Source organism: Streptomyces sp. NPDC003635 (assembly GCF_053587635.1).
Genome location: NZ_JBSFOK010000033.1, coordinates 23,621 through 47,749, shown reverse-complemented (window position 1 = coordinate 47,749; position 24,129 = coordinate 23,621). Strand labels below are relative to the sequence as shown.

Below are 24,129 nucleotides of genomic sequence, written 5' to 3'. Positions count from 1 at the left end.
ACGGGTGGGGATGAGGAAGCGGCGGAGCGGAAGAACAGGTCCGCGGCTCTGGAGGGAGCGTTCCATTCAGGGCGGACCGTGTCCACACACCGACCGGGAAAGGCCGAAAGGGCACCGTCCCCCGACATGGTTGCCCTGGGCTACGTGTGATGCGTCACAGCTAGTTATGTTGTGCACAATTTAATTGATGGCTAGCGTTTGAGCTCGACACCACCGCACAGGGAGGCAACGCCATGGATCCCGTCCGCTACGAGGATTACCACCCCGCCGAACGACCGACCTACCAGCAGGAGTTGGACGCAGTGGTCGCACAGGTGGCGCAGCGCACCCGCGCCTCGGTCGAGCGCGAGAGCGTCGGTCGGGCCGTCCGCACCGCCCACGGAAAGACGTACGGTCTCCTGAAGGCCACCGTGACGGTCGGTGACAACCAGGGCTTCCACGGGCAGGGCATCTTCGCCAGCCCCACCGTGTACGACGCCGTCGTCCGCTACTCCAACGGACTGGGCCACCAACGCCCCGACCACCAGCTGGGCGCGGCGTGCGGAATGGGCATCAAGCTGTTCGGGGTGCCGGGCACCTCGCTGCTGGACGACGAACCGGACACCGGAACCTTCGACCTCAACCTGATCAACAACGAGGTCTTCTTCGCGAACACCGCCCATGACTACATGGTCATCGAGGAGCTGTTCGCCGAGCTGCCCGAGGGCCTCGCGAACCCCGCCCGCCGCAAGACCTGGATGGCGGAGTTCCTGACGCGCCGGGGTACGCTCACCGACCCCGACGGCTGGCTGTGGGACGAACTGTTCGCGATGCTCTCGTTCACCACCGTCCCGCGCAGGAACCTGCTGTCGTACACCTACAACAGCATGGGCGCCTTCCGCTACGGCGATCACATCGCCAAGATCCGCACCGTGCCGACCGCCGAGTCCGTGGCCTCCCTCGCGCACCAGATCGTGGACGTGCGCGCGGACAACGAGGCGTTCCGCCGCACCCTGGTCGCCGAGGCCGCGGAGCGGGACCACTCCTTCGAACTCCAGGTGCAGCTCAACACCGATCTGTCCCGCATGCCGGTGGACAACACCTCCGTGAAGTGGCCCGAAGAGCTGTCCCCGTGGGTGACCGTCGCGCGTGTGGACCTGCCGCGTCAGGACATCGGCGACGACGACAACGTGGCGGCGGCCGATGCCACGTCGATCACACCGTGGCGCTCACGCGAGGAGCACCGGCCCATCGGCGAGATCCAGCGGGTGCGGCAGGAGGTGTACCGGCGCTCGTCCGTCGAGCGGCACCGCGTCAACGGACAACAGCGGCGCGAACCTGCCGGCAGCGCACAACTGCTCGGCTGACCCGCCAAGCCCTCTCCCGCCGCCCGCGGTGTCCGCCGGGCGATGCGGCGGCGCCCTTCCTATCCCTGCTCGGGAACGGCCATCTCCCCCAGCAGTGACCAGTCGTCCTGGGCGATGCTCGCGTTCACGATGCGGGGTGTCTCGACCAGGTGGGGCGGCAACGTCTGCTGCGCGGCCCTGAAATGCGCCGACTGCACGTGGGCGGCGCCTGCCTCCTCGTCGCGGAAGGCCTCGACCAGGACGTACTCCGTGGGGTCCGACACGCTTCGCGACCAGTCGAACCAGAGGCAGCCGGGCTCCCGGCGCGTGGCGTCGGTGAACTCGGCGGTGATCTCCGGCCACCGGTCGGCATGCTCGGGACGGACTCGGAACTTGGCGGTGATGAAGATCATCAGTCTTCCTGCCTCCTCGTGGTGCGTGCTGACACGACCGTACGACGGCAGCCGCACACGGGCAGTTCACCCGCGCCGGGAGGGCCCTGTGCGAGGGGGAGGCCACGGCGTGTCTCTCGCACAGGGTCAGCCGCTGGGGTCGAGGAGGATCTTGCGGACTCCGTCGGAGCGGCCGGCGAACAGGTCGTAGGCCGCAGGGCCCTGGGAGAGCGGGAAGCGATGGGACACCACGACCTCCGGCTTGATCCGGCCGGCCTGCGCGAGGGCGATCAGGGTGGGGAGTTCGTAGTGGATGGAGCACAGCCCGATGGCGAACTCGAGTTCCTTGATCTGCGCCAGCCCCATGTGGAACGGGAACGCCTTGTTGTGGCTGACCCCGATGACACTGACCCGGCCGGCCTGCCGGACGGCCTTGAGGGCCAGCTCGATGGTGGCGTCCGAGCCCACGGCCTCCACCACCGCGTCCGGTCCGCGTCCACCGGTCATCTCCCGGATCGCGGCCTTGGCGTCCTCGCCCTCGACCGGCTCGACCCCGAGCCCGGCGGCGAAGGCGCGGCGCTCCGCGACCAGGTCGGCGCCGAGCACGCGGGCGGCGCCCATCGCGAAGGCGGACTGGGCGGCCATCAGGCCGACCGGGCCGAGGCCGATGACCAGCACGGTCTCGCCGGGCTGGATGCGGGCACGGCGGCAGCCGTACCAGGCCGTCGGGGCGTTGTCCGTCAGGACGACGGCGGCCTCGTCGGAGATGCCCTCGGGCAGGTGCACCAGATTGATGTCGGCGTACGGCACCGCGAGGGCCTGGGCCTGGCTGCCGGGGAGCTGAGGGCTCACGCCGTAGCAGAGCTCCGCACTGGACTTGGCGCGCTCGCACCGGGCGGTGAACCCGGCCGCGCAGGACCGGCATTGGGTGCAGCCGGCCGAGGCGGGCACCAGGACCCGGTCGCCGGGCTTGAAGCGGGTGACCCGGTCGCCGGTGTCGACGACCACGCCGACGCACTCGTGTCCCGGGGTGTAGCCGAGTTCCGGGCTGAACGGGTTCCCGTGGTAGATGTGCAGGTCACTGCCGCAGATGCCGGCTGTGGTCACCTGCACGACCGCGTCGGTGGGGCTGGTCACGGCCGGATCGGCGACATCGCCGTAGCGGATGTCGTGACGGCCGTGGTAGGTCAGTGCCTTCATCGGATCGCTTCCTTCCCCCCCGCCCGGTCAGTCCGCGATCTTCAGCACGAGCTTGCCGTGGTTCTCGCCACGGAACAGGCGCATCAGGGTGTCGGGGAAGGAGTCCACCGCGCCGGACACCACGTCCTCAAGGGACTTCAGCCGGCCGTCCGCTCGCCACGCGGCCATCTGTGTGATGCCCTCGGCGTAACGGTCGGCGTAGTCGAAGACCACCATGCCCGTCATGGTGGCCCGGTTGACCAGCAGCGACAGGTAGTTGGCGGGGCCCTGCGGCTTGGTGCTGTTGTACTGGGAGATCGCGCCGCAGACGATGACGCGGGCGCCGCGGGCCAGGCGCAGCAGTACGGCGTCCAGGACATCGCCGCCGACGTTGTCGAAGTACACGTCGACGCCGTCGGGGGCGTGCCGGCCCAGCGCCTTGCGGATGTCCTCGCTCTGGTGGTCGATCGCGGCGTCGAACCCGAACTCGTCGACCACCATCCGGCACTTGGCCTCGCCGCCGGCGATGCCGATGACCCGGCAGCCGAGGATCTTGGCGATCTGCCCGACGACGCTGCCGACCGCGCCCGCCGCACCGGAGACGACGACGGTCTGGCCCGGCTCCGGACGCCCGATGTCGATCAGGCCGAAGTAGGCCGTCAGGCCCGACATGCCGAGGGTGCCGAGATACGTCGGCAAGGGAGCCGCCGCCGGATCGACCTTGGCCACGTCGCGCCCGTCCGAGACGCAGTACTCCTGCACGCCGAAGGACCCCGTGACGTGGTCCCCGACCGCGAAACCGGGGTGGCGGGAGGTGATCACGCGTCCCACCGCACCGGCGCGCATGACCTCCCCGATCTCCACCGGACGGATGTAGGACCGGCCCGCGTTCATCCAGCCGCGCATCGCCGGGTCGATCGACAGACAGAGCACCTGTACCAGGAACTCCCCGTCGCCCGGCTCCCCGACCGGCTCCTGCGTGTGCTGCCAGTCGGAGGGCCGCGGCTCTCCGACAGGACGGGCGGCCAAGCGCACCTGGTGGTTGATCGTGCTCATCTTCGGCGGCTCCTCGGACGGTCGCGTGGGCCGGCGGCGCGTCACGATCGGCACATCGTCCGTGGTCGTGAACTGAGGTGGCTGCGCGGCATACCAGCCGGTCGGTATGGCTCGTGAGCGTACGGGGCCGAGGCGTGCGAGGCAAGGGGTGCCGGAACGCCCCACGCGCTTGCTATTGACCGTGTTCCGTCAGGGTCCTACTCTCCCGGTCAATGTAAGGAAACTTTCCTAACAATCATCGCGCGAGGAGACCCCCCATGCGCAGACCCCTGTCCACGCTGCTCGCCGGCACACTGCTCGCCGCACTCGGCCTCGGCCTCGCCCCCGCCCCCGCGCTCGCCACCGTCCACGCGCTCGCCCCCACCCCGAGCGTCCAGATCTCCGCCGCCCCGCAGTGGCGGCCGAACACCTCGTACACCGCGGGCACGCGCGTGTCCTACGGCGGCAAGGACTACGAATGCCTGCAGAGCCACACCTCCCTCACGGGCTGGGAGCCCTCCAACGTGCCCGCCCTGTGGAAGCTGCTGGGTGACAGCAGCGGCGGTACCGACACCACGGCTCCCGCCACCCCGATCGGCCTGCGCACCACCGGCACCAGCTCCTCCACCGTCTCCCTCGCCTGGAACGCCTCCACCGACAATGTGGGCGTGACCGGCTACCTGCTGTATCGCGACGGCACCCAGGTCGCCACGACGACAGGCACCTCGTACAGCGTCGGCGGCCTCTCGGCGAGCACGGCGTACACCTTCACCGTCCGGGCCCGCGACGCGGCGGGCAACGTCTCCCCGGCTTCCGGCGCCGTCACCGCCACCACACAGAGCGGTGGCGAGCCACCGCAGGGCACCACCCCCGCCGCGATCAACGGCCGACTCAAGGTGTGCGGTGTCAAGCTGTGCAATCGGTACGGCAAGCCGATCCAGCTGCGCGGCATGAGCAGCCACGGCCTCCAGTGGTACAGCCACTGTCTGACCAACGGCTCCTTGGACGCGCTCGCCACCGACTGGAACTCCGACGTGCTCCGCATCTCCCTCTACGTCCAGGAAGGCGGCTACGAGACCAACCCGAGGATGTTCACCGACCGGGTGCACCAGCTCATCGAGATGGCCACGGCCCGCGGCATGTACGCCCTCGTCGACTGGCACCAGCTCACGCCCGGCGACCCCAACCACAACCTGTCCCGCGCCAAGACGTTCTTCACCGAGATCGCCCAGCGCCACCGCGGCAAGACCAACCTGCTGTACGACATCGCCAACGAACCCAACGGCGTCAGCTGGTCGCGGATCAAGTCCTACGCCGAGCAGCTCATCCCCGTCATCCGTGCCCAGGACCCCGACACCCCGATCCTCATCGGCACGCACGGCTGGGGATCCCTCGGCATCTCCGACGGCCGCAACGAAACCGACGTCATCAACAACCCGGTCCAGGCGACCAACATCATGTACACGTTCCACTTCTACGCGGCCTCGCACGGCCAGGAGTACCTGGACGCCCTGAACCGGGCATCGGACCGGATCCCGATCTTCGTCACCGAGTTCGGCACCCAGGAAGCCTCCGGTGACGGCCCGAACAACTTCACCCGCACCCAGCAGTACCTCGATCTGATGACCGCCAAGAAGATCAGCTGGGTCAACTGGAACTTCTCCGACGACGAGCGCACCGGCGCCGTGTTCAAGCTTGGCACCTGCAACAACAACGGCCCCTGGACCGGCACCACTTCACTCAAGCCGGCCGGCGTCTGGATCCGCGACCGGATCCGCACACCGGACTCCTTCCCCACGACCTGAGCGCGCCCCGAAGCCACCCGCGCCCGGCAGGGCCGTGGAACCGACCCGTTCGGCCACTGCCCCGCCGGGCGTTCGCGTTGTCCCCGTACGAAGGGCGTCCCGACTTCCGGGACCGCGCCTGGATCCTTGACCACCGGTCGGCCCTCCACAATGCTGTGTTGCGACGTGTGAGATGTGTGCCGTAATGAGCAACATCTGATCAAGTCTCGACCAGCCGAGGAGTGGCCATGACGCACCAGGTCCGAGCTGTCGTCGCGCGGGGCAAGGGCGCCCCCGTCGGCCTGGAGACGATCGTCGTGCCCGACCCGGGCCCGGGCGAGGCGCTGGTGAGGATCGAGGCCTGCGGGGTCTGCCACACCGATCTGCACTACCGCGAGGGCGGCATCAACGACGACTTCCCGTTCCTGCTGGGCCATGAGGCCGCCGGGACGGTGGAGTCGGTGGGGGAGGGCGTCACCGATGTCGCGCCGGGCGACTTCGTCATCCTCAACTGGCGTGCGGTGTGCGGCCAGTGCCGTGCCTGTCTGCGGGGACGTCCCCAGTACTGCTTCGACACCCACAACGCGAAGCAGAAGATGACCTTGCCGGACGGCACCGAACTGTCGCCCGCCCTCGGTATCGGCGCCTTCGCGGAGAAGACGCTGGTCGCCGCCGGGCAGTGCACCAAGGTCGATCGCGCCGCCTCCGCGGCCGCCGCGGGTCTGCTCGGGTGCGGGGTGATGGCCGGTATCGGCGCGGCCATCAACACCGGCGACGTCGGCCGCGGCGACTCGGTCGCCGTCATCGGCTGCGGCGGTGTCGGGGCCGCGGCGATCGCCGGGGCGCACCTGGCGGGCGCGGCCACGGTCGTCGCCGTCGACATCGACGACCGCAAACTGGAGACCGCCCGGAAGCTGGGCGCGACCCACACCGTCAACTCGCACGAGGTGGACGCCGTCGCGGCGATCCAGGCGCTGACCGGCGGCTTCGGCGCCGACGTCGTCATCGAGGCGGTCGGCCGCCCGGAGACGTACCGGCAGGCCTTCTACGCCCGCGACCTCGCCGGCACGGTCGTGCTGGTCGGCGTGCCCACCCCCGAGATGAAGCTCGAACTGCCGCTGCTGGACGTCTTCGGCCGTGGTGGCGCGCTCAAGTCGTCCTGGTACGGGGACTGTCTGCCCTCCCGCGACTTCCCGATGCTCGTCGACCTCTACCTCCAGGGCCGGCTCGACCTGGACGCCTTCGTCACGGAGACCATCGCGCCGGACGAGGTGGAGAAGGCCTTCGAGCGGATGCACCACGGCGATGTGCTGCGCTCGGTGGTGGTCTTCTGACCGTCTCGTGACGGCCTTCGTGGAGCGCCCGTTCCGCCTGTTTCCGCAGGTGGTTCGGGCGCTTCGCGCTGCCCGGGGACCGCGGCGCGCAGCGACCGGAAACCGGCGATTCGACGCCTTGACAACGCTTCGGAGCCGCCCCCAGACTGGCGTTGCGTCAATCGCAATCCGTTTCGCTATACGCACCGAGGTGTCATGATGATTCCCGCGTGCCGTCTCGAGGACCTCCCCCGAGGCGAGGCCTACCGGCTCGACATCGACCCGCCGGTCTCGGTGTTCCACACCGACGACGGCGAGCTCTTCGCCATCGACGACACCTGCACCCACCAGGACGCGTCGCTCGCCGACGGCTGGCTGGAGGGCCGCGAGGTGGAATGCCCGTTGCACGCCTCGAAGTTCGACCTGCGAACGGGTGCGGTGGACGCCCCGCCGGCCAAGCTCCCGGTCCGGACGCACGAGGTCGTCGTCGAGGACGGCGTGATCCACGTCCTGCTGTCCACCGAGGCGCCCAACCTGCCGCCCTGCGTCGCGGCGCGGCTCGCCGGGGGACCCGCGTGAGGACCGTCGCCGTGGTCGGTGCCTCGCTGGCCGGCCTGTCGGCGGCACGCGCACTGCGCAAGCAGGGCTACGACGGCCACCTGGTCGTGATCGGGGACGAACTCCACCGCCCCTACGACCGGCCCCCGCTGTCCAAGGAGTTCCTGACCGGGACCCTCGGCGAGGCCCAACTCGCCCTGGAGGGCGACGACGAGGACCTCGGGGCGCGGTGGCTGCTCGGCGTCCGCGCCTCCGGACTCGACCACGCGCGGCGGGTGGTCCGGCTCGCCGACGGACGGGAGGTGTCCGCCGACGGCGTCGTCATCGCGACCGGCGCGGCGGCCCGGACCCTCCCCGGCTCCCGGGGACCGGCCGGCGTGCACACCCTGCGCACCCTGGACGACGCCCGGGCGCTGCGGGACGAACTGGCGCGCGGCGGACGGCTGGTGGTGATCGGCGGGGGGTTCATCGGAGCCGAGGTCGCCTCCACCGCGTACGCCCTCGGGCTGGACGTGACCGTCGTCGAGGCCGCCCCGACACCGCTCGCGGGACCGCTCGGCGCGATCATGGGTGCCGTCGTGTCCGCCCTGCACGCCGACCACGGCGTACGGCTGGTGTGCGGTGTCGGCGTCAAGGGGCTGAGCGGGGAGACCCGCGTCGAGGCCGTCCTGCTGGAGGACGGCCGGAGCGTCCCCGCCGACATCGTGGTCGTCGGCGTGGGCGCACGCCCGAACGTCGAGTGGCTGGAGGGCTCCGGCATCGCCCTCGACGACGGCGTCAAGTGCGGCGCCGACGGCCGCACCAGCCTCGCCGGTGTGGTCGCGGTCGGCGACTGTGCCAACTGGTACGACCCACGCGCGGGTTGTCATCGCCGCGTCGAGCACTGGACCGGCGCCCGGGAGCGCCCCGACGCCGCCGTCGCCGCGCTGCTGGCGGGCGGTGCGGTGGAAGCGGGTGTGCCCCGGCCGCCGTACTTCTGGTCCGACCAGTACGGCGTGCGGATCCAGTTCGCCGGACACGCGGCCGGCGCGGACAGCGTGACCATCGAGGCAGGCACCGCGGAGGGCCGCGATGTCCTGGCCGTCTACCGGCGGACCGGTGACCCGGTCGCCGTGCTCGGGATGAACCAGCCCCGGCTGTTCACGCGCTGGCGCAAGCAACTCGCGGCCACCGCGTCCTGAGTGCCGCCCGCCTCAACGCCCCCTCCACGACGTCCTCCCGAGGAGTGCCACCGTGACCTCGACCGGCCTGCCGGACAGTCTGATCGCCACTCTCCCCGGCTCCTCCTACACGGATCCGGGGATCTTCGCCCAGGAGCAGGAGCGCATCTTCGAGACCATGTGGTTCTGCGTGGCGCGCGCCTCCGAGCTGGCGAAGCCCGGTGCCTTCCGCACCGTCGCCGTGGGCCGCGAGAGCATCCTCGTCACCCGCGCGCGGGACAACGGCGTCCGCGCGTACTTCAACGTGTGCCGGCACCGGGGCGCGAAGCTGTGCACGGAGGAGGCGGGCGAGGTGAAGCGGGCCTTCCAGTGCCCGTACCACGCCTGGACGTACGACCTGAACGGCAAGCTCGTCGCGGCGCCCAACCTCACCAGGATGCCGGACGTGGGGCGTACCGAGTACGGCCTGGTGAGCGTGGCCGCGCGCGAATGGCTCGGCTACGTGTGGGTCTGCCTCGCGGAGAACCCGCCCTCCTTCGAGGAGGACGTCGTCGGCGAGGTGGTCGCCCGCCTCGGAGACGTCGAGTCGATCGAGCGGTACGGGATCGAGGACCTGAAGGTGGGCCGCCGTATCACCTACGACGTGAAGGCCAACTGGAAGCTCATCGTCGAGAACTTCATGGAGTGCTACCACTGCGCCACGATCCACCCCGAACTCACCGAGGTGCTGCCGGAGTTCGCGGACGGCTACGCGGCTCAGTACTACGTCGGCCACGGCGCGGAGTTCGGCGCGGACGTCGAGGGCTTCACCGTCGACGGCTCCGAGGGACTGGACCGTATTCCGGGGGTCGGCGACGACCAGGACCGCCGGTACTACGCGATCACGGTCAAGCCCCAGGTGTTCATCAATCTCGTGCCCGACCACGTCATCCTCCACCGGATGTATCCGATGTCCGTGGACCGCACGGTCGTCGAGTGCGACTGGCTGTATCTGCCGGACGTGGTGGACAGCGGCAGGGACGTGAGCCGTTCCGTGGAGCTCTTCCACCGGGTCAACCAGCAGGACTTCGACGCCTGCGAGCGCACGCAGCCCGGCATGAGCTCGCGGATGTACGCCAAGGGCGGTGTGCTGGTGCCCAGCGAGCACCACATCGGCGCCTTCCACGGCTGGGTGAACGAGCGCCTGGGCATCCCTCAGCGGTGATCCTGGGGTGATCCAGGGGTGAGTCAGCCCAGGAAGCCCATCCGGTGGCTGATCTCCTCGGCGCCCTTGAGCAGGACCGGGGAGAGCTCGTGCAGCCGCTCCTCGGTGAACCGGTACGCGGGTCCGGAGGCGCTGAGGGCGGCGATGACCTCGCCGTCCCGGTCGCGGACCGGGGCGGCCATCGCGTGCAGGCCGATCTCCAGCTCCTCCAGGGTGAAGGCGTAACCCCGCTCCCGTGCCTCGGCGAGGTTCTTCTCGAGCTTCGTCCTGGCGGTGATGGTGTGCGGAGTGACCTTCTTCATCCCGCCCGCGGTCAGCAGCGCGGCGCGCTCCTTGGCCGGCAGATGCGCCAGCAGGATCTTGCCGCTGGAGGTGGCGTGCAGGGGGGTCAGCTGGCCGACCCAGTTGTGCGCGGTGACGGCACCGGGGCCGCGCACCTGGTACAGGTTGATCGCGTAGTGCTCCTGCATGACGGCGATGTTGACAGTCTCACCGATCTCCTCGGCGAGGCGCTCGCAGACCGGGCGGCCCTGCTGGGTGATGTCGATGCGGCCGGTGACCGCGCCGGCCAGGCGCACGATGCCGAAGCCGAGCCGGTACTTGCCGCGCTCGCCGGCCTGCTCCACCAGACCGCGTGCCTCCAGGGCGCCGAGCAGCCGGAACGCGGTGGACTTGTGGACGTCGATCTCGCCCGCCACCTCGCTGACGCCCGCCTCGCCGCGCTGGGCGAGGATCTCCAGGACGCTGATGGCGCGGTCGACCGACTGCACTCCTCCGCTGTGCGGGTTTGACGTTTCCGAGTCAGGGCTGTAGTTGCTCACAGTGAAACTATACGCGTAGTAAACAACGTAACGGCAAAGCAATCACGGCATGCCGAAGTCCTTCCAGGTTGCGCGGTTCGCAACCTGGTGCGTATAGCGATACCGGCGCTAGCATGCCTCGCACATCTACGGCGCGAGCGAGACGAGGCACCATGGCTGATGTGCACTACGACTTCGTCATCGTCGGCGGCGGATCGGCCGGCAGCGCACTGGCGAACCGGCTCTCCGCCGACCCGGCCCACCGGGTGCTGGTCCTGGAGGCGGGCCGCTCGGACTACCCGTGGGACGTCTTCATCCATATGCCCGCGGCGCTGACCTACCCGATCGGGAGCCGGTTCTACGACTGGAAGTACGAGTCCGAGCCCGAGCCCCACATGGGCGGCCGACGGATCTACCACGCCCGTGGCAAGGTGCTGGGCGGCTCCAGCAGCATCAACGGCATGATCTTCCAGCGCGGCAACCCCATGGACTACGAGCGCTGGGCCGCCGACCCGGGCATGGAGACCTGGGACTACGCGCACTGTCTGCCGTACTTCCGGCGCATGGAGAACTGTCTGGCGGCCGATCCGGACGACGAGTTCCGCGGCCACGAAGGCCCCCTCGTCCTCGAACGCGGCCCCGCGACCAACCCCCTCTTCGGCGCCTTCCTCAAGGCCACCGAGGAAGCGGGCTACGCGCCCACCGACGACGTCAACGGCTACCGGCAGGAAGGCTTCGCCAAGTTCGACCGCAACGTCCACCGCGGACGCCGGCTCTCGGCCTCCAAGGCCTACCTCAAGCCCGCGATGAAACGACCGAACCTCACCGTCAGGACCCGCGCACTCGTCACCCGCGTCCTCTTCGAGGGCAAGCGCGCCGTCGGCGTCGAGTACCAACGCGGCCGCGGCGCTCTCCAGCGGGTCCGCGCCCGCGAGGTCATCCTGTGCGGCGGCGCCATCAACTCCCCGCAACTGCTCCAGCTCTCCGGCGTCGGCAACGCGGAGGAACTGCGCGCCCTCGGCGTCGACGTGGTCCACGACCTGCCGGGCGTCGGCGAGAACATGCAGGACCATCTGGAGGTCTACGTCCAGTACGCGTGCACGCAACCCGTCTCGATGCAGCCGTACATGGCGAAGTGGCGCGCCCCCTTCATCGGGTTGCAGTGGCTCTTCCGCAAGGGCCCGGCCGCGACGAACCACTTCGAGGCCGGCGGGTTCGCGCGCGGCAACGAGGACGTCGACTACCCCAACCTGATGTTCCACTTCCTGCCGGTCGCCGTGCGCTACGACGGCTCCTCGCCCGCCGGCGGACACGGCTACCAGGTGCACGTGGGGCCCATGTACTCCGACGCCCTCGGCTCGGTGAAGATCAGGAGCAAGGACCCGCGCGAACACCCGGCGCTGCGCTTCAACTACCTCTCCACCGAGCAGGACCGCCGGGAGTGGGTCGAGGCCATCCGGGTCGCCCGCAAGCTCCTCAACCAGCCGGCGCTCGCCCCCTACAACGGCGGTGAGGTCTCGCCCGGCCCGGGGGTGGAGACGGACGAGGAGATCCTCGCCTGGGTCGCGAAGGAGGGCGAGACCGCTCTGCATCCGTCCTGCACCTGCAAGATGGGCACGGACGAGAGGGCCGTCGTCGACCCCGCCACCATGCGGGTGCACGGCGTGGAGGGCCTGCGGGTGGTGGACGCGTCGGTGATGCCGTACGTCACCAACGGCAACATCTACGCCCCGGTCATGATGGTCGCCGAGAAGGCCGCCGACCTGATCCTCGGCAACGAGCCGCTGGCGCCGTCGAAGGCCGTGTACTACCGCCACCGTGACGTCCGGGCCCGGGCGGAGTAGGAGTTGGCCGCCACCGGGCTCCGCGCGCTGCTGAACAGCGTCCGCTACGAGGTGCTGCCCACGAGGGCGACCGAGGACAAGGTGCTCACCCATGTCCCGCTGGACGTCGTGGTCACGGTGACGGCGTCGCCGGTCAAGGGCCTGGAACCGACCCTGGACCTCGCCGCGCGCCTCGCCGGGCACGGCTACCGGGTCGTCCCGCACGTCCCGGCCCGGCTGCTGCGGGACGACCGGCACCTGAAGGAGGTCGCGGGACGGCTGCGGGAGGCGGGCGTGGACGACGTGTTCGTCCCGGCCGGTGACGCCGACCCGCCCGCCGGGGTCTACGACGGCGCGCTCCCGGTGCTGCGCAGGCTGAGCGAGCTGGGCAGCCCCTTCACCCGCGTCGGCGTCACCGGCTACCCCGAGAGCCATCCCCTCCTCCACGACGACGTCACCGTGCAGGCCATGTGGGACAAGCGCGAGCACGCCACGTACCTCGTGAGCAACCTCTGCTTCGACCCGCGGGTGCTGGGGGAGTGGATCGCTCGTATACGACGCCGGGGCGTCACGCTGCCGTTGTACGTCGGTGTCGCCGGGCCCGTGCAGCGGACGAAGCTGCTGGCCATGGCGACGAAGATCGGTGTGGGGGAGTCGGCGCGCTTTCTGACCCGGCACGCTTCGTGGTTCGCGCGGTTCGCGGCCCCGGGAGGGTACGACCCCGAGCAGCTGGTGAACCGCGCGCGGGAGACTCTGACGGCGCCCTCGGCGGGGGTCGCCGGGTTGCACCTGTTCACGTTCGACCAGGTCGCCGAGACCGAGCGGTGGCGCCGTGCGCTGCTCGACCGACTGGGCGGCTGAGCAGGCGAGTTCGCCGGTGGCGACGAGGCAGGGGGCGGGGCCCGTGATCCCGCCCCCTGCGTACGCGCGCTCAGCGGAAGACCACCGTGCGGTTGCCGTCCACCATCACCCGGCTCTCGCTGTGCCACTTCACCGCGTGCGCGAGCACCCGGGCCTCCACGTCCCGGCCGACCGTCACCAGGTCGCCGGGGTCGAGTGAGTGGTCCACCCGGATCACGTCCTGCTCGATGATCGGGCCCTCGTCCAGATCCGGCGTCACATAGTGCGCCGTGGCGCCGACGAGCTTCACTCCGCGCTGGTGGGCCTGTTCGTAGGGGCGGGCGCCCTTGAAGCTGGGGAGGAAGGAGTGGTGGATGTTGATGGCGCGGCCCTCCAGCCGCTTGCACAGGTCGTCGGAGAGGATCTGCATGTAGCGGGCCAGCACCACGAGGTCGATGTCCAGCTCGCGCACCAGCTCCAGCAGTCGTGCCTCGGCGTCGGGCTTGGTGTCCGCGGTGACCGGGATGTGGTGGAAGGGGATGCCGTAGGTCTCCGCGAGGCCTTCGAAGTCCCGGTGGTTGGAGACGATCGCGGGGATCTCGATGTTGAGGGCGCCGGTGCGCCTGCGGAAGAGCAGGTCGTTCAGGCAGTGGCCGAACCGGGACACCATGATGAGGGTCCGGGTGGGCGTGGCCGCCTCGCTCAGGGCCCAGGAGATGCCGTAAGCCTGGGCCACGGGGCCGAACCGGTGGCGCAGGCCTTCCAGTTCGACGTCCGGGTCGGAGACGTCGAAGTGGACCCGCATGAAGAAGCGGCCCTGAAGTCGGTCGTCGAACTGCCGGCTTTCCAGGATGTTTCCGGAATTCCTGACGAGGAAGCCGCTGACGGCGTGTACCAGTCCCGCGCTGTCGGGACAGGAGAGGGTCAGGACGTACTCACGGCCGGGCTGGGGGCGGGGGGACATGTGCGGCCTCCGTCGGTGCGTAATGCACAACATGGTGAGTAATACGCAACATCGTCGGCTCGGTACCGCGCGTGGTCAAGGGCGGACGGTCAAAGGCGCGCATGGCGAAATCGTCATCGGCCAACCTCTTGACGCCAGTCGGTCCATTCGACACTGTGTTCCACCACAAGCAATCGGGTGCACAATGCGCAACGAAGTTCCATGGAAAGGCTCGTCGCGTGGCAGACCTGTATGTGGATGGCGAATGGCGGGATCCGGTCGCCGGGGGACACCGGGACATCCGCTGTCCCGCCGACGGCACCCTCGCGGCGACCGTCTCGGAGGCGACCCGCCCCGACACCGAGGCCGCGATCGCCGCCGCCCGCCGCGCCTTCGACGCCGGGCTCTGGCCGGACACCCCCGAACGCGAGCGCGGCGCGCTGCTGCTGCGCACCGCCGACCTTCTCGAGCGCGACGCCAAGGAGTTCGCCCGCGCCGAGTCCCTGGACACCGGCAAGCGGCTGGTGGAGAGCGAGTACGACATCGCCGACGTCGTCTCCTGCTTCCGCTACTACGGCGGGCTCGCGGGCGCCGACGCCGGACGCGTGATCGACACCGGCCGCGACGACGCCGTAAGTCGCGTGGTCTACGAGCCGGTCGGTGTGTGCGGACTCATCACCCCCTGGAACTACCCTCTGCTCCAAGCGAGTTGGAAGATCGCCCCGGCGCTCCTCGCCGGCAACACGATCGTCCTGAAGCCCAGCGAGCTCACCCCGTCCACCTCCATCCTGCTGATGAAGGCCCTTGAGGAGGCCGGGCTCCCGGCCGGCGTCGCGAACCTCGTCCTGGGCGCCGGGCCCGAGGCGGGCGCACCGCTCGCCGAGCACCCGGCCGTGGACATGGTCTCCTTCACCGGTGGACCGGAGACCGGAAAGCGGATCATGGCCACGGCCGCCGCGACCGTGAAGAAGGTCGCGCTGGAACTCGGCGGCAAGAACCCCAACGTCGTGTTCGCGGACGCCGACTTCGACACGGCCGTCGACTTCGCCCTCACCGCCGTGTTCCTCCACTCGGGCCAGGTCTGCTCGGCGGGGGCCCGGCTCATCGTCGAGGACTCCCTGCACGACCGCTTCGTCGACGAGGTCGTCCGCCGGGCCCGGCGGATCCGGCTCGGCGGCCCCTTCGACCCCGACGCCGAGACCGGGGCGCTGATCTCGGCTCAGCACCTGGCCAAGGTCGAGGCGTACGTCGCCGCCGGGCTCACCGAAGGTGCCGAACTGCGCTGCGGTGGCGCCCGGCCCGACGAACCGGCACTCAGGGGCGGCCACTTCTACCTGCCCACCGTGCTCGACGGGTGCCGGCAGGACATGCGCGTGGTGCACGAGGAGTCCTTCGGGCCCGTGCTCACCGTGGAGCGCTTCACCGGCGAGGACGACGCCGTACGCATCGCCAACGACACCGAATACGGACTCGCCGGAGCCGTCTGGACGCAGGACTCCGGCAAGGCCCAGCGAGTCGCCCGGCGGCTGCGCCACGGCACGGTGTGGATCAACGACTACCACCCCTATGTGCCGCAAGCGGAATGGGGTGGCTTCGGGCACTCGGGCGTGGGCCGGGAGCTGGGACCGACCGGCCTGAACGAGTACCGCGAGCCCAAGCACGTCTGGCAGAACATCCGACCCCGGCCGCAGCACTGGTTCCGCGGCTGAACGCCGAAAGAAGGTCGAACGTGACCACACAGACCGAGGTGCCGCAGCGGCGCGGCACGCCCCAGGAACCGGGCTCCACCCCGGTCATCTCCGTGCGCAGGCTGTGGAAGGTGTTCGGGCCGAAGGCCGACCAGGTGCCGGGATCCGAGGAGCTGTGCGGGCTCACCCGGCGCGAGCTCATGGACCGCACCGGCTGCACCGCCGCCGTACGAGACGTCCACTTCGACGTCTCGCCCGGTGAGGTCTTCGTCGTCATGGGCCTGTCCGGCTCGGGCAAGTCCACGCTGGTGCGCTGTCTGACCCGGCTGATCGAACCCACCGCCGGCGAGGTCGTCTTCGAGGGTGAGGACATCCGCCAGGCCGACGCCGGGCGGCTGCGCGAGCTGCGCCGCCGTAAGTTCTCCATGGTCTTCCAGCACTTCGGTCTGCTGCCCCACCGCCGCGTCGTCGACAACGTGGCGTTCGGTCTGGAGATTCGCGGCACCGGCCGGGCCGAGCGCGCCAAGCGGGCCCAGGAGGTCGTCGAACTGGTCGGTCTCGCGGGCTACGAGAACTCCTACCCCGACCAGTTGTCCGGCGGCATGCAGCAACGTGTCGGCCTCGCCCGCGCGTTGGCGGGCGACCCCGACGTGCTCTTCTTCGACGAGCCGTTCTCGGCGCTCGACCCGCTGATCCGCCGGGACATGCAGAACGAGGTCATCCGGCTGCACCACGAGGTCGGCAAGACGATGGTGTTCATCACCCACGACCTCTCCGAGGCCCTCAAGCTCGGCGACCGCATCCTCATCATGCGGGACGGCAGGATGGTCCAGTGCGGCACCGGCGACGAACTCGTCGGCGCCCCGGCCGACGACTACGTCCGCGAGTTCGTCAGGGACGTGCCGCGCGGTGACGTGCTCACTCTGCGCTGGATCATGCGGTCGGTGGCCGACGGCGACGCCCTGGACGGACCCGAACTGGGCCCGGACGTCGTGGTGAAGGAGGCCACGCGGGCCGTCCTCGCGGCCGACAAGCCGGTCAAGGTCGTCGAGGACGGCAAGCTGCTCGGCATCGTCGGCGACGAGGAGATCCTCGCGGTGGTCGCCGGGCGGGAAGGCGGCGCCTGATGACCGTGGCCGTGGAGAAACCCGAACGGACACGGGAGGCCGAACCGGCGGCGCCCGCGAGGAAGCCGCGCAAGGTCAGCAGGTCCATGGTGGTCGGCGCCGTCCTGGTCGGCTGGCTGGTGCTGTTCGCCGTACTGCGCGGCAAACAGACCCTCGCCCTCGCGGCGGCCGACCTGACGGATCTGCACCGGTGGTTCAACGACGTCAACGACTCCATCGGCGCCAACCGCAACTCCAACCCGCTCTTCCTGTACTTCTTCAACGAGATCCGCCTGGCCATCGACACCCTGGTGACCTTCGTCCAGGAGCTCATCTCACAGCCGTCCGCCGACCGGCCCGTCCCGCGGATCGGCTGGCTCGGTGTCGTCGGCATCGTCGGCTATGTCTCCTGGGCCGTCGGCAACTGGCGGGTCGCGCTGCTGGCCGTGGCCGGCTTCACCTTCCTCGGCCTGCAGGGCCTGTGGCAGGAGAGCATGGACACCCTGGCGCTCACCGTCTCCGCCGTCCTCGTGGCGCTGCTGTTCGCGATCCCGCTCGGCGTGTGGGCGGGGCTGTCCGACCGGTTCAACCGGATCGTCACGCCCTTCCTCGACTTCATGCAGACGATGCCGACCTTCGTCTACCTGGCCCCGCTGACCCTGTTCTTCCTCATCGGTCCGGCCTCCGCCACCATCGCGACCGTGATCTACGCGGCACCGCCCGCGATCCGCATCACCGCCCACGCCATCCGGTCCGTGCCGGCGACGACGGTGGAGGCGGCCGACTCACTCGGCGCGACCCGGTGGCAAACCCTGCGGAAGGTCCTGCTGCCGATGTCGAAGCGGACCGTGGTGCTGGGCGTCAACCAGACCATCATGGCCGCCCTGGCCATGGTGACCATCGCCGCCCTGATCGACGCGCCCGGCCTCGGCAAGACCGTCATGCAGGCCCTGGAGTCGCTCGACGTCGGCACGGCCTTCAACGCCGGCCTCGCCATCGTCGTCCTGGCCATCGTGCTGGACCGGGTCACCACCGCGGCGAGCACCCGCGAGGAGACCGCCCGGCGCTCGACGCACCGCGTCCTGACCTGGCGACGCCCCCTGCTCGGCGCGGGCGCGGCAGCCATGGCGGTACTGGTCTACCTGTCCCACACCTATGTGTGGGCGGCGGAGTTCCCCGGCGAGGGCGGCACCGGCAGAGCCATCTCCAGTGGCGCGGACACCGTGACCACCTGGGCGCAGGACAACCTCTCGGGCCTCACCAGCGCCTTCCGGGACGCCCTCACCAACGGTCTGCTCAACCCGTTCCAGACCCTGCTCACCGACTCTCCCTGGTGGCTGGTCGGCGCGGCCCTGATCGCGCTCGGCGCCGTCCTCGGCGGCCTGCGCGCGGGCATCACCACCCTGGTGTGCGTGGGCCTCCTCGTCGCCACCGGGGTGTGGTCGGACAGCATGACGACGCTCGCGTCGACCGTCGTCGCCACGGTGCTCGTGATGGTCCTCGGCGTCGTCTTCGGCGTGTGGATGGGGCGCAGCGCGCTGGTGGACCGGCTGCTGCGGCCCAGCCTCGACGCGGCCCAGGTCATGCCGCCGTTCGTCTACCTCGTGCCGTTCCTCGCGCTGTTCGGCGCGACCCGCTTCACGGCGATCGTCGCCGCCGTCGTCTACGCGGCCCCCGTAGCCATCAAGATCATCGCGGACGGGATACGGAACGTGCCCGCCACCACCGTGGAGGCGGCCACGGCCACCGGGTGCAACACCTGGCAGATCATCACCAAGGTCCAACTGCCCATGGCGCGCGGCGCCCTGACCCTCGCGACCAACCAGGGCCTGATCTACGTGCTGTCGATGGTGGTGGTGGGCGGACTGGTGGGAGCGGGCGCGCTCGGCTACGACGTCGTGGCCGGCTTCTCGCAGGGGCAGTTGTTCGGGAAGGGGCTCGCCGCGGGGCTCGCCATCGTCCTTCTCGGAGTCATGTTCGACCGGATCACTCAGGCAGCGGCGCGCCGCGTCGGGGCATAAGGAGCACCACACCATGGCAGGACACTGGCGAGCCGGCGCGGCCGGCCTGGCGATACTGGGCCTCACCCTCACGGCCTGCGGCGGTGCGAAGGTCGGTGACGACAGCGCCGGCGACTCCGGTGAATCGGGCAAGTGCGGCACCTTCAACCTCGCGGTCAACCCGTGGGTGGGCTACGAGGCCAACGCGGCCGTCATCGCGTACGTCGCCGAGAACGACCTGGGCTGCAAGGTCACCAAGAAGGACCTGAAGGAGGAGATCGCCTGGCAGGGCTTCGGGACGGGCGAGGTCGACGCCGTCGTCGAGAACTGGGGCCACGACGATCTGAAGAAGAAGTACATCACCGACCAGAAGACCGCCGTCGACGCGGGCCCCACCGGCAACGAAGGTCTCATCGGCTGGTACGTGCCGCCGTGGCTGGCCAAGGAGCACCCGGACATCCTCGACTGGAAGAACCTCAACAAGTACGCGGCCGAGTTCAAGACGTCCGAGTCCGGCGGCAAGGGCCAACTCCTCGACGGCGACCCGTCGTTCGTCACCAACGACGAGTCGCTGGTGAAGAACCTGAAGCTGGACTACAAGGTCGTGTACGCGGGCAGCGAGACCGCCCTCATCCAGGCCTTCCGCAAGGCGGAGAAGGACAAGGAGTGGGTGATCGGCTACTTCTACGAGCCGCAGTGGTTCATGTCCGAGGTGCCGCTGGAGAAGGTCGAGCTCCCCGAGTACACGGAGGGCTGTGACGCCGACCCCGAGAAGGTCGCCTGCGACTATCCCGTGTACGAGCTGGACAAGATCGTCAGCGCGAAGTTCGCCAAGTCGGGCAGCCCCGCCTATGACCTGGTCAAGAACTTCACCTGGACCAACGACGACCAGAACGTCGTGGCCAAGTACATCGCCGTGGACCGGATGACCCCCGAAGCGGCGGCCGAGAAGTGGGTCGAGGCCAACCGCGACAAGGTGGAGGCCTGGATCAAGTAACCACTCGCCGGGTGCCCGGTGGGCGGTGCGCAGTGACGCGTACCGCCCACCGGGCATCGCCGTTTTTCCAGGGCGTTTTCCGACGTTCCCCGACGTCACCGGACCTCTTGACACCCCTCTGCGCGGGCAGGCACATTGAGTTGCGCAACCTGAATCGCGTTGCGCACGAAGCAACTCAACCGGAGGTGCGGCGATGGCGGGACCCCGAGTGGTCATCATCGGAGCGGGAGTCGTCGGCGCGGCGCTCGCGGACGAGATCTCCGCACGCGGCTGGACCGAAGTGACCGTGGTCGACCAGGGCCCGCTCCCCGCCACCGGGGGTTCGTCGTCGCACGCCCCCGGCCTGGTCTTCCAGACCAACTCCTCCAAGACGATGACCGAACTGGCCCGCTACACCGTCGAGAAGCTCCGCTCCCTCGACGTCGACGGCAAGCCCTGCTTCCTCCAGGTCGGCGGCCTGGAAGTGGCGACCACCCCGGAGCGCCTCGCGGAACTGCACCGTCGGCACGGCTGGATCACCGCCTGGGGCGTCGAGGCACGGATCCTGAGCGCCGACGAGTGCGTCGAGCGGCATCCGCTCGTCAACCGCGACAGGGTCCTCGGCGGCCTCCTCGTCCCGACCGACGGCCTCGCCAAGGCCGTCCTCGCCGTCGAGGCCCAGATCCGCCGCGCCACCGAGCGCGGTGTGACCTTCCTGGCCCGTCACGAGGTCCTGGACGTCCTGCGGGCCGACGGCGAGGTCACCGGCGTCCGCACCGACCAGGGCGACCTCGAAGCCGACATCGTCGTGTGCTGCGCCGGCATCTGGGGCCCGAGGATCGCCCGCATGGTCGGCATGAACCTCCCGCTGACCCCGCTGGCCCACCAACTCGCCTGGACCGGGCCGATTCCGGCCCTCGCCGGCCAGACCGAGGAGGCGGTCCGCCCGATCCTGCGCCACCAGGACGCGGACCTCTACTACCGCGACCGCTTCGACGCCATCGGCATCGGCTTCTACGGCCACCGCCCGATGCCGATCTCCGCCGACGACATCCTCTCCGTCGCCGAGGCCGACGAGATGCCGTCCGTCCTGAAGTTCACCGAGGAGGACTTCGAGGACGCCTGGACCGAGACCCGGTCCCTGCTGCCCGCGACGCGCGAGGCGAAGGTCGAGGAAGGCATCAACGGCCTGTTCTCCTTCACCACCGACAACTTCCCGCTGCTCGGCGAGTCGCGGGACGTCAAGGGCTTCTGGGTCGCCGAGGCCGTCTGGGTCACCCACTCCGCCGGTGTGGGCCGGGCCATGGCCGAGTGGCTGGTCGACGGCCACTGCTCGTCGTTCGACCTGCACGAGTGCGACGTCAACCGCTTCGAGCCGCACCAGCTCGCCCCGGAGTACGTCCTCGCCCGCGACTGCCGGAACTTCGTCGAGGTCTACGACATCCTGCATCCCTCGCAGCCCTCGGGGGACCCGCGCCCGATCCGCACCAGCCCCTTCCACGCGCGCCAGCAGGAGCTGGGCGCCTTCTTCCTGGAGGCCAACGGCTGGGAGCGCCCGCACTGGTACGAGTCCAACGCCGGGTTGGTGGACGGCCGCACCATCCCCACCCCCAACGACTGGGCCGCGCGGTTCTGGTCGCCCATCGTCGGCGCCGAGGCGCAGGCCACCCGCGAGACCGTCGCGATGTACGACATGACGGCCCTCAAACGCCTGGAGGTGAGCGGCCCCGGCGCCGCCGACCTCCTGGAGCGCCTGTGCACCGGCAAGGTCGCCAAGTCCGTCGGCTCGGTGACGTACACCCTGCTCCTCGACCACGACGGCGGCATCCGCAGCGACGTCACCGTCGCCCGCCTGGCCCGTGACCTCTTCCAGGTGGGCGCCAACGGCAACCTCGACCTCGACTGGCTCACCCGCCACCTCCCCGCCGACGGCACCGTCCAGGTCCGTGACATCACGCCGGGCACCTGCTGCGTCGGCCTGTGGGGTCCGCTCGCCCGCAAGGTCCTCCAGCCCCTGACGGACGAGGACTTCTCCAACGAGGGCCTTAAGTACTTCCGCGCCAAGCACGCCTACGTCGGCAGCGTGCCGGTGACGGCGATGCGGCTGTCGTACGTCGGTGAACTCGGCTGGGAGCTCTACACCACCGCCGACCAGGGCCTGAAACTGTGGGACACGCTCTGGCGGGCGGCGCGGCCCCTCGGCGGCGTCATCGCGGGCCGCGGCGCCTTCAACAGCCTGCGCCTGGAGAAGGGTTACCGCTCTTTCGGCACCGACATGACCTACGAGCACGACCCCTACGAGGTCGGTGTCGGCTTCGCCGTCAAGCTCGACAAGGGCGACTTCATCGGCAAGGCGGCGCTGGAGCGCCGCAAGGCCGACGTCCGGCGCAGGCTGACCTGCCTGACCATCGACGACCCGCGGTCGGTCGTCATGGGCAAGGAGCCGGTGTACGCCGGTGATCGCGCGGTCGGATACGTCACGAGCGCCGCGTACGGCTACACGATCGGCAAGGGCATCGCGTACGCCTGGCTCCCGACGGAACTCGCCACCCCCGGCACGTCCGTGCGGATCGGCTACTTCGACCAGCGCGTCGAGGCGGTCGTGGCCGAAGAGCCCCTGTTCGACCCGACGATGTCCCGCCTCCGTGGCTGACGGAGGAAAGCCGATGACCGCGCAAGTACTCGACGGCATCCACCCGGCCGAGCGGAACGCGAACACCGTATGAACGCGCTGAACGGAGACGCCCGATGAGCCCCCGCACCCCCGGCGCCGACCTCCCCGAGCACCCCGACCGGCTGTGGCGGAGTCCGGAGCCCGCGCGGTCGTACGACGTGGTGATCGTCGGAGGCGGCGGACACGGCCTGGCCACCGCCCACTACCTGGCCAGGAACCACGGCATCACCAACGTCGCGGTGCTGGAGAAGGGCTGGCTCGCGGGCGGCAACATGGCCCGCAACACCACCATCATCCGCTCCAACTACCTGTGGGACGAGAGCGCCGGCATCTACGAGCACGCGCTCAGGCTGTGGGAAGGCCTGGCCGAGGAACTGGACTACCCGATCCTGTTCTCCCAGCGAGGCGTCCTGAATCTGGCCCACAGCCTCCAGGACGTCCGCGACAGCGTGCGCCGGGTCGAGGCCAACCGCCTCAACGGCGTGGACGCGGAATGGCTCGACGCGGACGGCGTCAAGGACGTCTGCCCGATCGTCGACGTCTCGCCGGACGTGCGCTACCCGGTCCTGGGCGCCACCTACCAGCCCCGCGCGGGCATCGCCAAGCACGACCACGTGGCCTGGGGCCTGGCGCGCTCGGCGGACGCGGCGGGCGTCGACATCATCCAGAACTGCGAGGTCACCGGTCTGGACGTGGTCGGTGGCCGGGTGGTCGGGGTCCGGACGAACCTGGGCCCCATCGCGGCCGGCAAGGTGGCGCTGTGCTCGGCGGGCCACACCTCGGTCCTGGCGGCGATGGCGGGCATCGAACTCCCGCTCCAGAGCCACCCGTTGCAGGCCCTGGTCTCGGAGCTGCTGGAACCGGTCCATCCCACGGTCGTCATGTCCAACGCGGTCCACGTGTACGTCAGCCAGGCGCACAAGGGGGAGTTGGTGATGGGCGCGGGCATCGACGCGTACAACTCCTACACCCAGCGCGGCGCCTTCCACATCATCGAAGAGCAGATGTCGGCCGCCCTGGAGCTCTTCCCGGTCTTCGCCCGCGCGCACGTGCTGCGCACCTGGGGCGGCATCGTGGACGTCAGCCCCGACGCGTCACCGATCGTCGGCCTCACCCCGGTGGACAACCTCTACCTCAACTGCGGCTGGGGAACGGGCGGTTTCAAGGCGACCCCGGGCGTGGGCTGGGTCTACGCCCACACGATCGCCCACGACGCTCCGCACCCGCTGAACGCCCCCTTCTCGCTCGACCGTTTCACCACCGGCGCGCTCGTCGACGAGCACGGCGCGGCCGCGGTGGCCCACTAGGACCACTGGACGCTTTGGGAGC

General features: G+C 69.9%; 19 protein-coding genes. 14 read left to right on the top strand and 5 right to left on the bottom strand.

The window, feature by feature from the left end:
• Positions 1–233 precede the first annotated feature (233 nt).
• Complete coding sequence (locus ACWDRW_RS27165) at positions 234–1,346, top strand: catalase family protein (protein ID WP_451726768.1); 1,113 nt, start codon at positions 234–236, stop codon at positions 1,344–1,346.
• Positions 1,347–1,405: 59 nt separating this feature from the next.
• Here ACWDRW_RS27165 and ACWDRW_RS27160 read toward each other — a convergent pair whose 3' ends face one another.
• The 3 genes from ACWDRW_RS27160 to ACWDRW_RS27150 form a co-directional block, all read right to left on the bottom strand.
• Positions 1,406–1,738 carry a putative quinol monooxygenase gene (locus ACWDRW_RS27160; protein WP_451726766.1) on the bottom strand — a complete coding sequence of 111 codons (333 nt, stop codon included), beginning with the start codon at positions 1,736–1,738 and terminating at the stop codon, positions 1,406–1,408.
• A gap of 126 nt (positions 1,739–1,864) precedes the next feature.
• Entirely contained in the window at positions 1,865–2,917 is a 1,053-nt protein-coding gene (locus ACWDRW_RS27155; RefSeq protein WP_451726764.1) for an alcohol dehydrogenase catalytic domain-containing protein, read from the bottom strand.
• Positions 2,918–2,944: 27 nt separating this feature from the next.
• Positions 2,945–3,952 (bottom strand): NADP-dependent oxidoreductase, encoded by a 1,008-nt coding sequence (locus ACWDRW_RS27150; protein WP_451726762.1) that lies wholly within the window; start codon positions 3,950–3,952, stop codon positions 2,945–2,947.
• A 257-nt stretch (positions 3,953–4,209) separates the two neighbouring features.
• Between ACWDRW_RS27150 and ACWDRW_RS27145 the strand changes: the two genes are divergently transcribed.
• The 5 genes from ACWDRW_RS27145 to ACWDRW_RS27125 all read left to right on the top strand — a co-directional run bounded on the left by ACWDRW_RS27145 (position 4,210) and on the right by ACWDRW_RS27125 (position 9,950).
• Entirely contained in the window at positions 4,210–5,736 is a 1,527-nt protein-coding gene (locus ACWDRW_RS27145) for a cellulase family glycosylhydrolase (protein WP_451726760.1), read from the top strand.
• Between the two features lie 227 nt (positions 5,737–5,963).
• A complete protein-coding gene (locus tag ACWDRW_RS27140; protein ID WP_451726758.1) occupies positions 5,964–7,049 on the top strand; it encodes an S-(hydroxymethyl)mycothiol dehydrogenase in 1,086 nt (361 codons plus the stop codon).
• A 195-nt stretch (positions 7,050–7,244) separates the two neighbouring features.
• Positions 7,245–7,607 (top strand): bifunctional 3-phenylpropionate/cinnamic acid dioxygenase ferredoxin subunit, encoded by a 363-nt coding sequence (locus ACWDRW_RS27135; protein ID WP_451726756.1) that lies wholly within the window; start codon positions 7,245–7,247, stop codon positions 7,605–7,607.
• Positions 7,604–8,767 carry an NAD(P)/FAD-dependent oxidoreductase gene (locus ACWDRW_RS27130; RefSeq protein ID WP_451726754.1) on the top strand — a complete coding sequence of 388 codons (1,164 nt, stop codon included), beginning with the start codon at positions 7,604–7,606 and terminating at the stop codon, positions 8,765–8,767. The genes ACWDRW_RS27135 and ACWDRW_RS27130 overlap by 4 nt, the downstream gene beginning before the upstream one ends.
• A gap of 52 nt (positions 8,768–8,819) precedes the next feature.
• The gene (locus tag ACWDRW_RS27125) at positions 8,820–9,950 is read left to right on the top strand and encodes an aromatic ring-hydroxylating oxygenase subunit alpha (RefSeq protein ID WP_451726752.1); all 1,131 of its coding nucleotides are present in this window, start codon (positions 8,820–8,822) and stop codon (positions 9,948–9,950) included.
• 23 nt (positions 9,951–9,973) lie between these two features.
• Here the strand turns inward: ACWDRW_RS27125 and ACWDRW_RS27120 are convergent, their stop codons facing one another.
• Complete coding sequence (locus ACWDRW_RS27120; RefSeq protein WP_451726908.1) at positions 9,974–10,720, bottom strand: IclR family transcriptional regulator; 747 nt, start codon at positions 10,718–10,720, stop codon at positions 9,974–9,976.
• A gap of 203 nt (positions 10,721–10,923) precedes the next feature.
• Between ACWDRW_RS27120 and betA the strand changes: the two genes are divergently transcribed.
• Complete coding sequence (gene betA, locus ACWDRW_RS27115; RefSeq protein WP_451726750.1) at positions 10,924–12,594, top strand: choline dehydrogenase; 1,671 nt, start codon at positions 10,924–10,926, stop codon at positions 12,592–12,594.
• A 3-nt stretch (positions 12,595–12,597) separates the two neighbouring features.
• Entirely contained in the window at positions 12,598–13,434 is an 837-nt protein-coding gene (locus tag ACWDRW_RS27110; RefSeq protein ID WP_451726748.1) for a 5,10-methylenetetrahydrofolate reductase, read from the top strand.
• A 70-nt stretch (positions 13,435–13,504) separates the two neighbouring features.
• Here the strand turns inward: ACWDRW_RS27110 and purU are convergent, their stop codons facing one another.
• Positions 13,505–14,377, bottom strand: a complete 873-nt coding sequence (purU, locus tag ACWDRW_RS27105) for a formyltetrahydrofolate deformylase (protein WP_451726746.1) — start codon at positions 14,375–14,377, stop codon at positions 13,505–13,507.
• A gap of 218 nt (positions 14,378–14,595) precedes the next feature.
• Here purU and ACWDRW_RS27100 point away from each other — a divergent pair, with 218 nt between their 5' ends.
• The 6 genes from ACWDRW_RS27100 to ACWDRW_RS27075 all read left to right on the top strand — a co-directional run bounded on the left by ACWDRW_RS27100 (position 14,596) and on the right by ACWDRW_RS27075 (position 24,107).
• Positions 14,596–16,065 carry an aldehyde dehydrogenase family protein gene (locus ACWDRW_RS27100; RefSeq protein ID WP_451726744.1) on the top strand — a complete coding sequence of 490 codons (1,470 nt, stop codon included), beginning with the start codon at positions 14,596–14,598 and terminating at the stop codon, positions 16,063–16,065.
• A 20-nt stretch (positions 16,066–16,085) separates the two neighbouring features.
• Positions 16,086–17,171 (top strand): quaternary amine ABC transporter ATP-binding protein, encoded by a 1,086-nt coding sequence (locus ACWDRW_RS27095; RefSeq protein ID WP_451726742.1) that lies wholly within the window; start codon positions 16,086–16,088, stop codon positions 17,169–17,171.
• Positions 17,171–19,171 carry an ABC transporter permease gene (locus ACWDRW_RS27090; protein ID WP_451726740.1) on the top strand — a complete coding sequence of 667 codons (2,001 nt, stop codon included), beginning with the start codon at positions 17,171–17,173 and terminating at the stop codon, positions 19,169–19,171. The genes ACWDRW_RS27095 and ACWDRW_RS27090 overlap by 1 nt, the downstream gene beginning before the upstream one ends.
• Before the next feature lie 13 nt (positions 19,172–19,184).
• On the top strand, positions 19,185–20,147 hold the full coding sequence (locus tag ACWDRW_RS27085) for an ABC transporter substrate-binding protein (protein ID WP_451726738.1): 963 nt from the start codon (positions 19,185–19,187) through the stop codon (positions 20,145–20,147).
• A gap of 193 nt (positions 20,148–20,340) precedes the next feature.
• On the top strand, positions 20,341–22,779 hold the full coding sequence (locus ACWDRW_RS27080; protein WP_451726736.1) for a GcvT family protein: 2,439 nt from the start codon (positions 20,341–20,343) through the stop codon (positions 22,777–22,779).
• 95 nt (positions 22,780–22,874) lie between these two features.
• Positions 22,875–24,107 (top strand): sarcosine oxidase subunit beta family protein, encoded by a 1,233-nt coding sequence (locus ACWDRW_RS27075; RefSeq protein ID WP_451726734.1) that lies wholly within the window; start codon positions 22,875–22,877, stop codon positions 24,105–24,107.
• Positions 24,108–24,129: the final 22 nt, after the last annotated feature.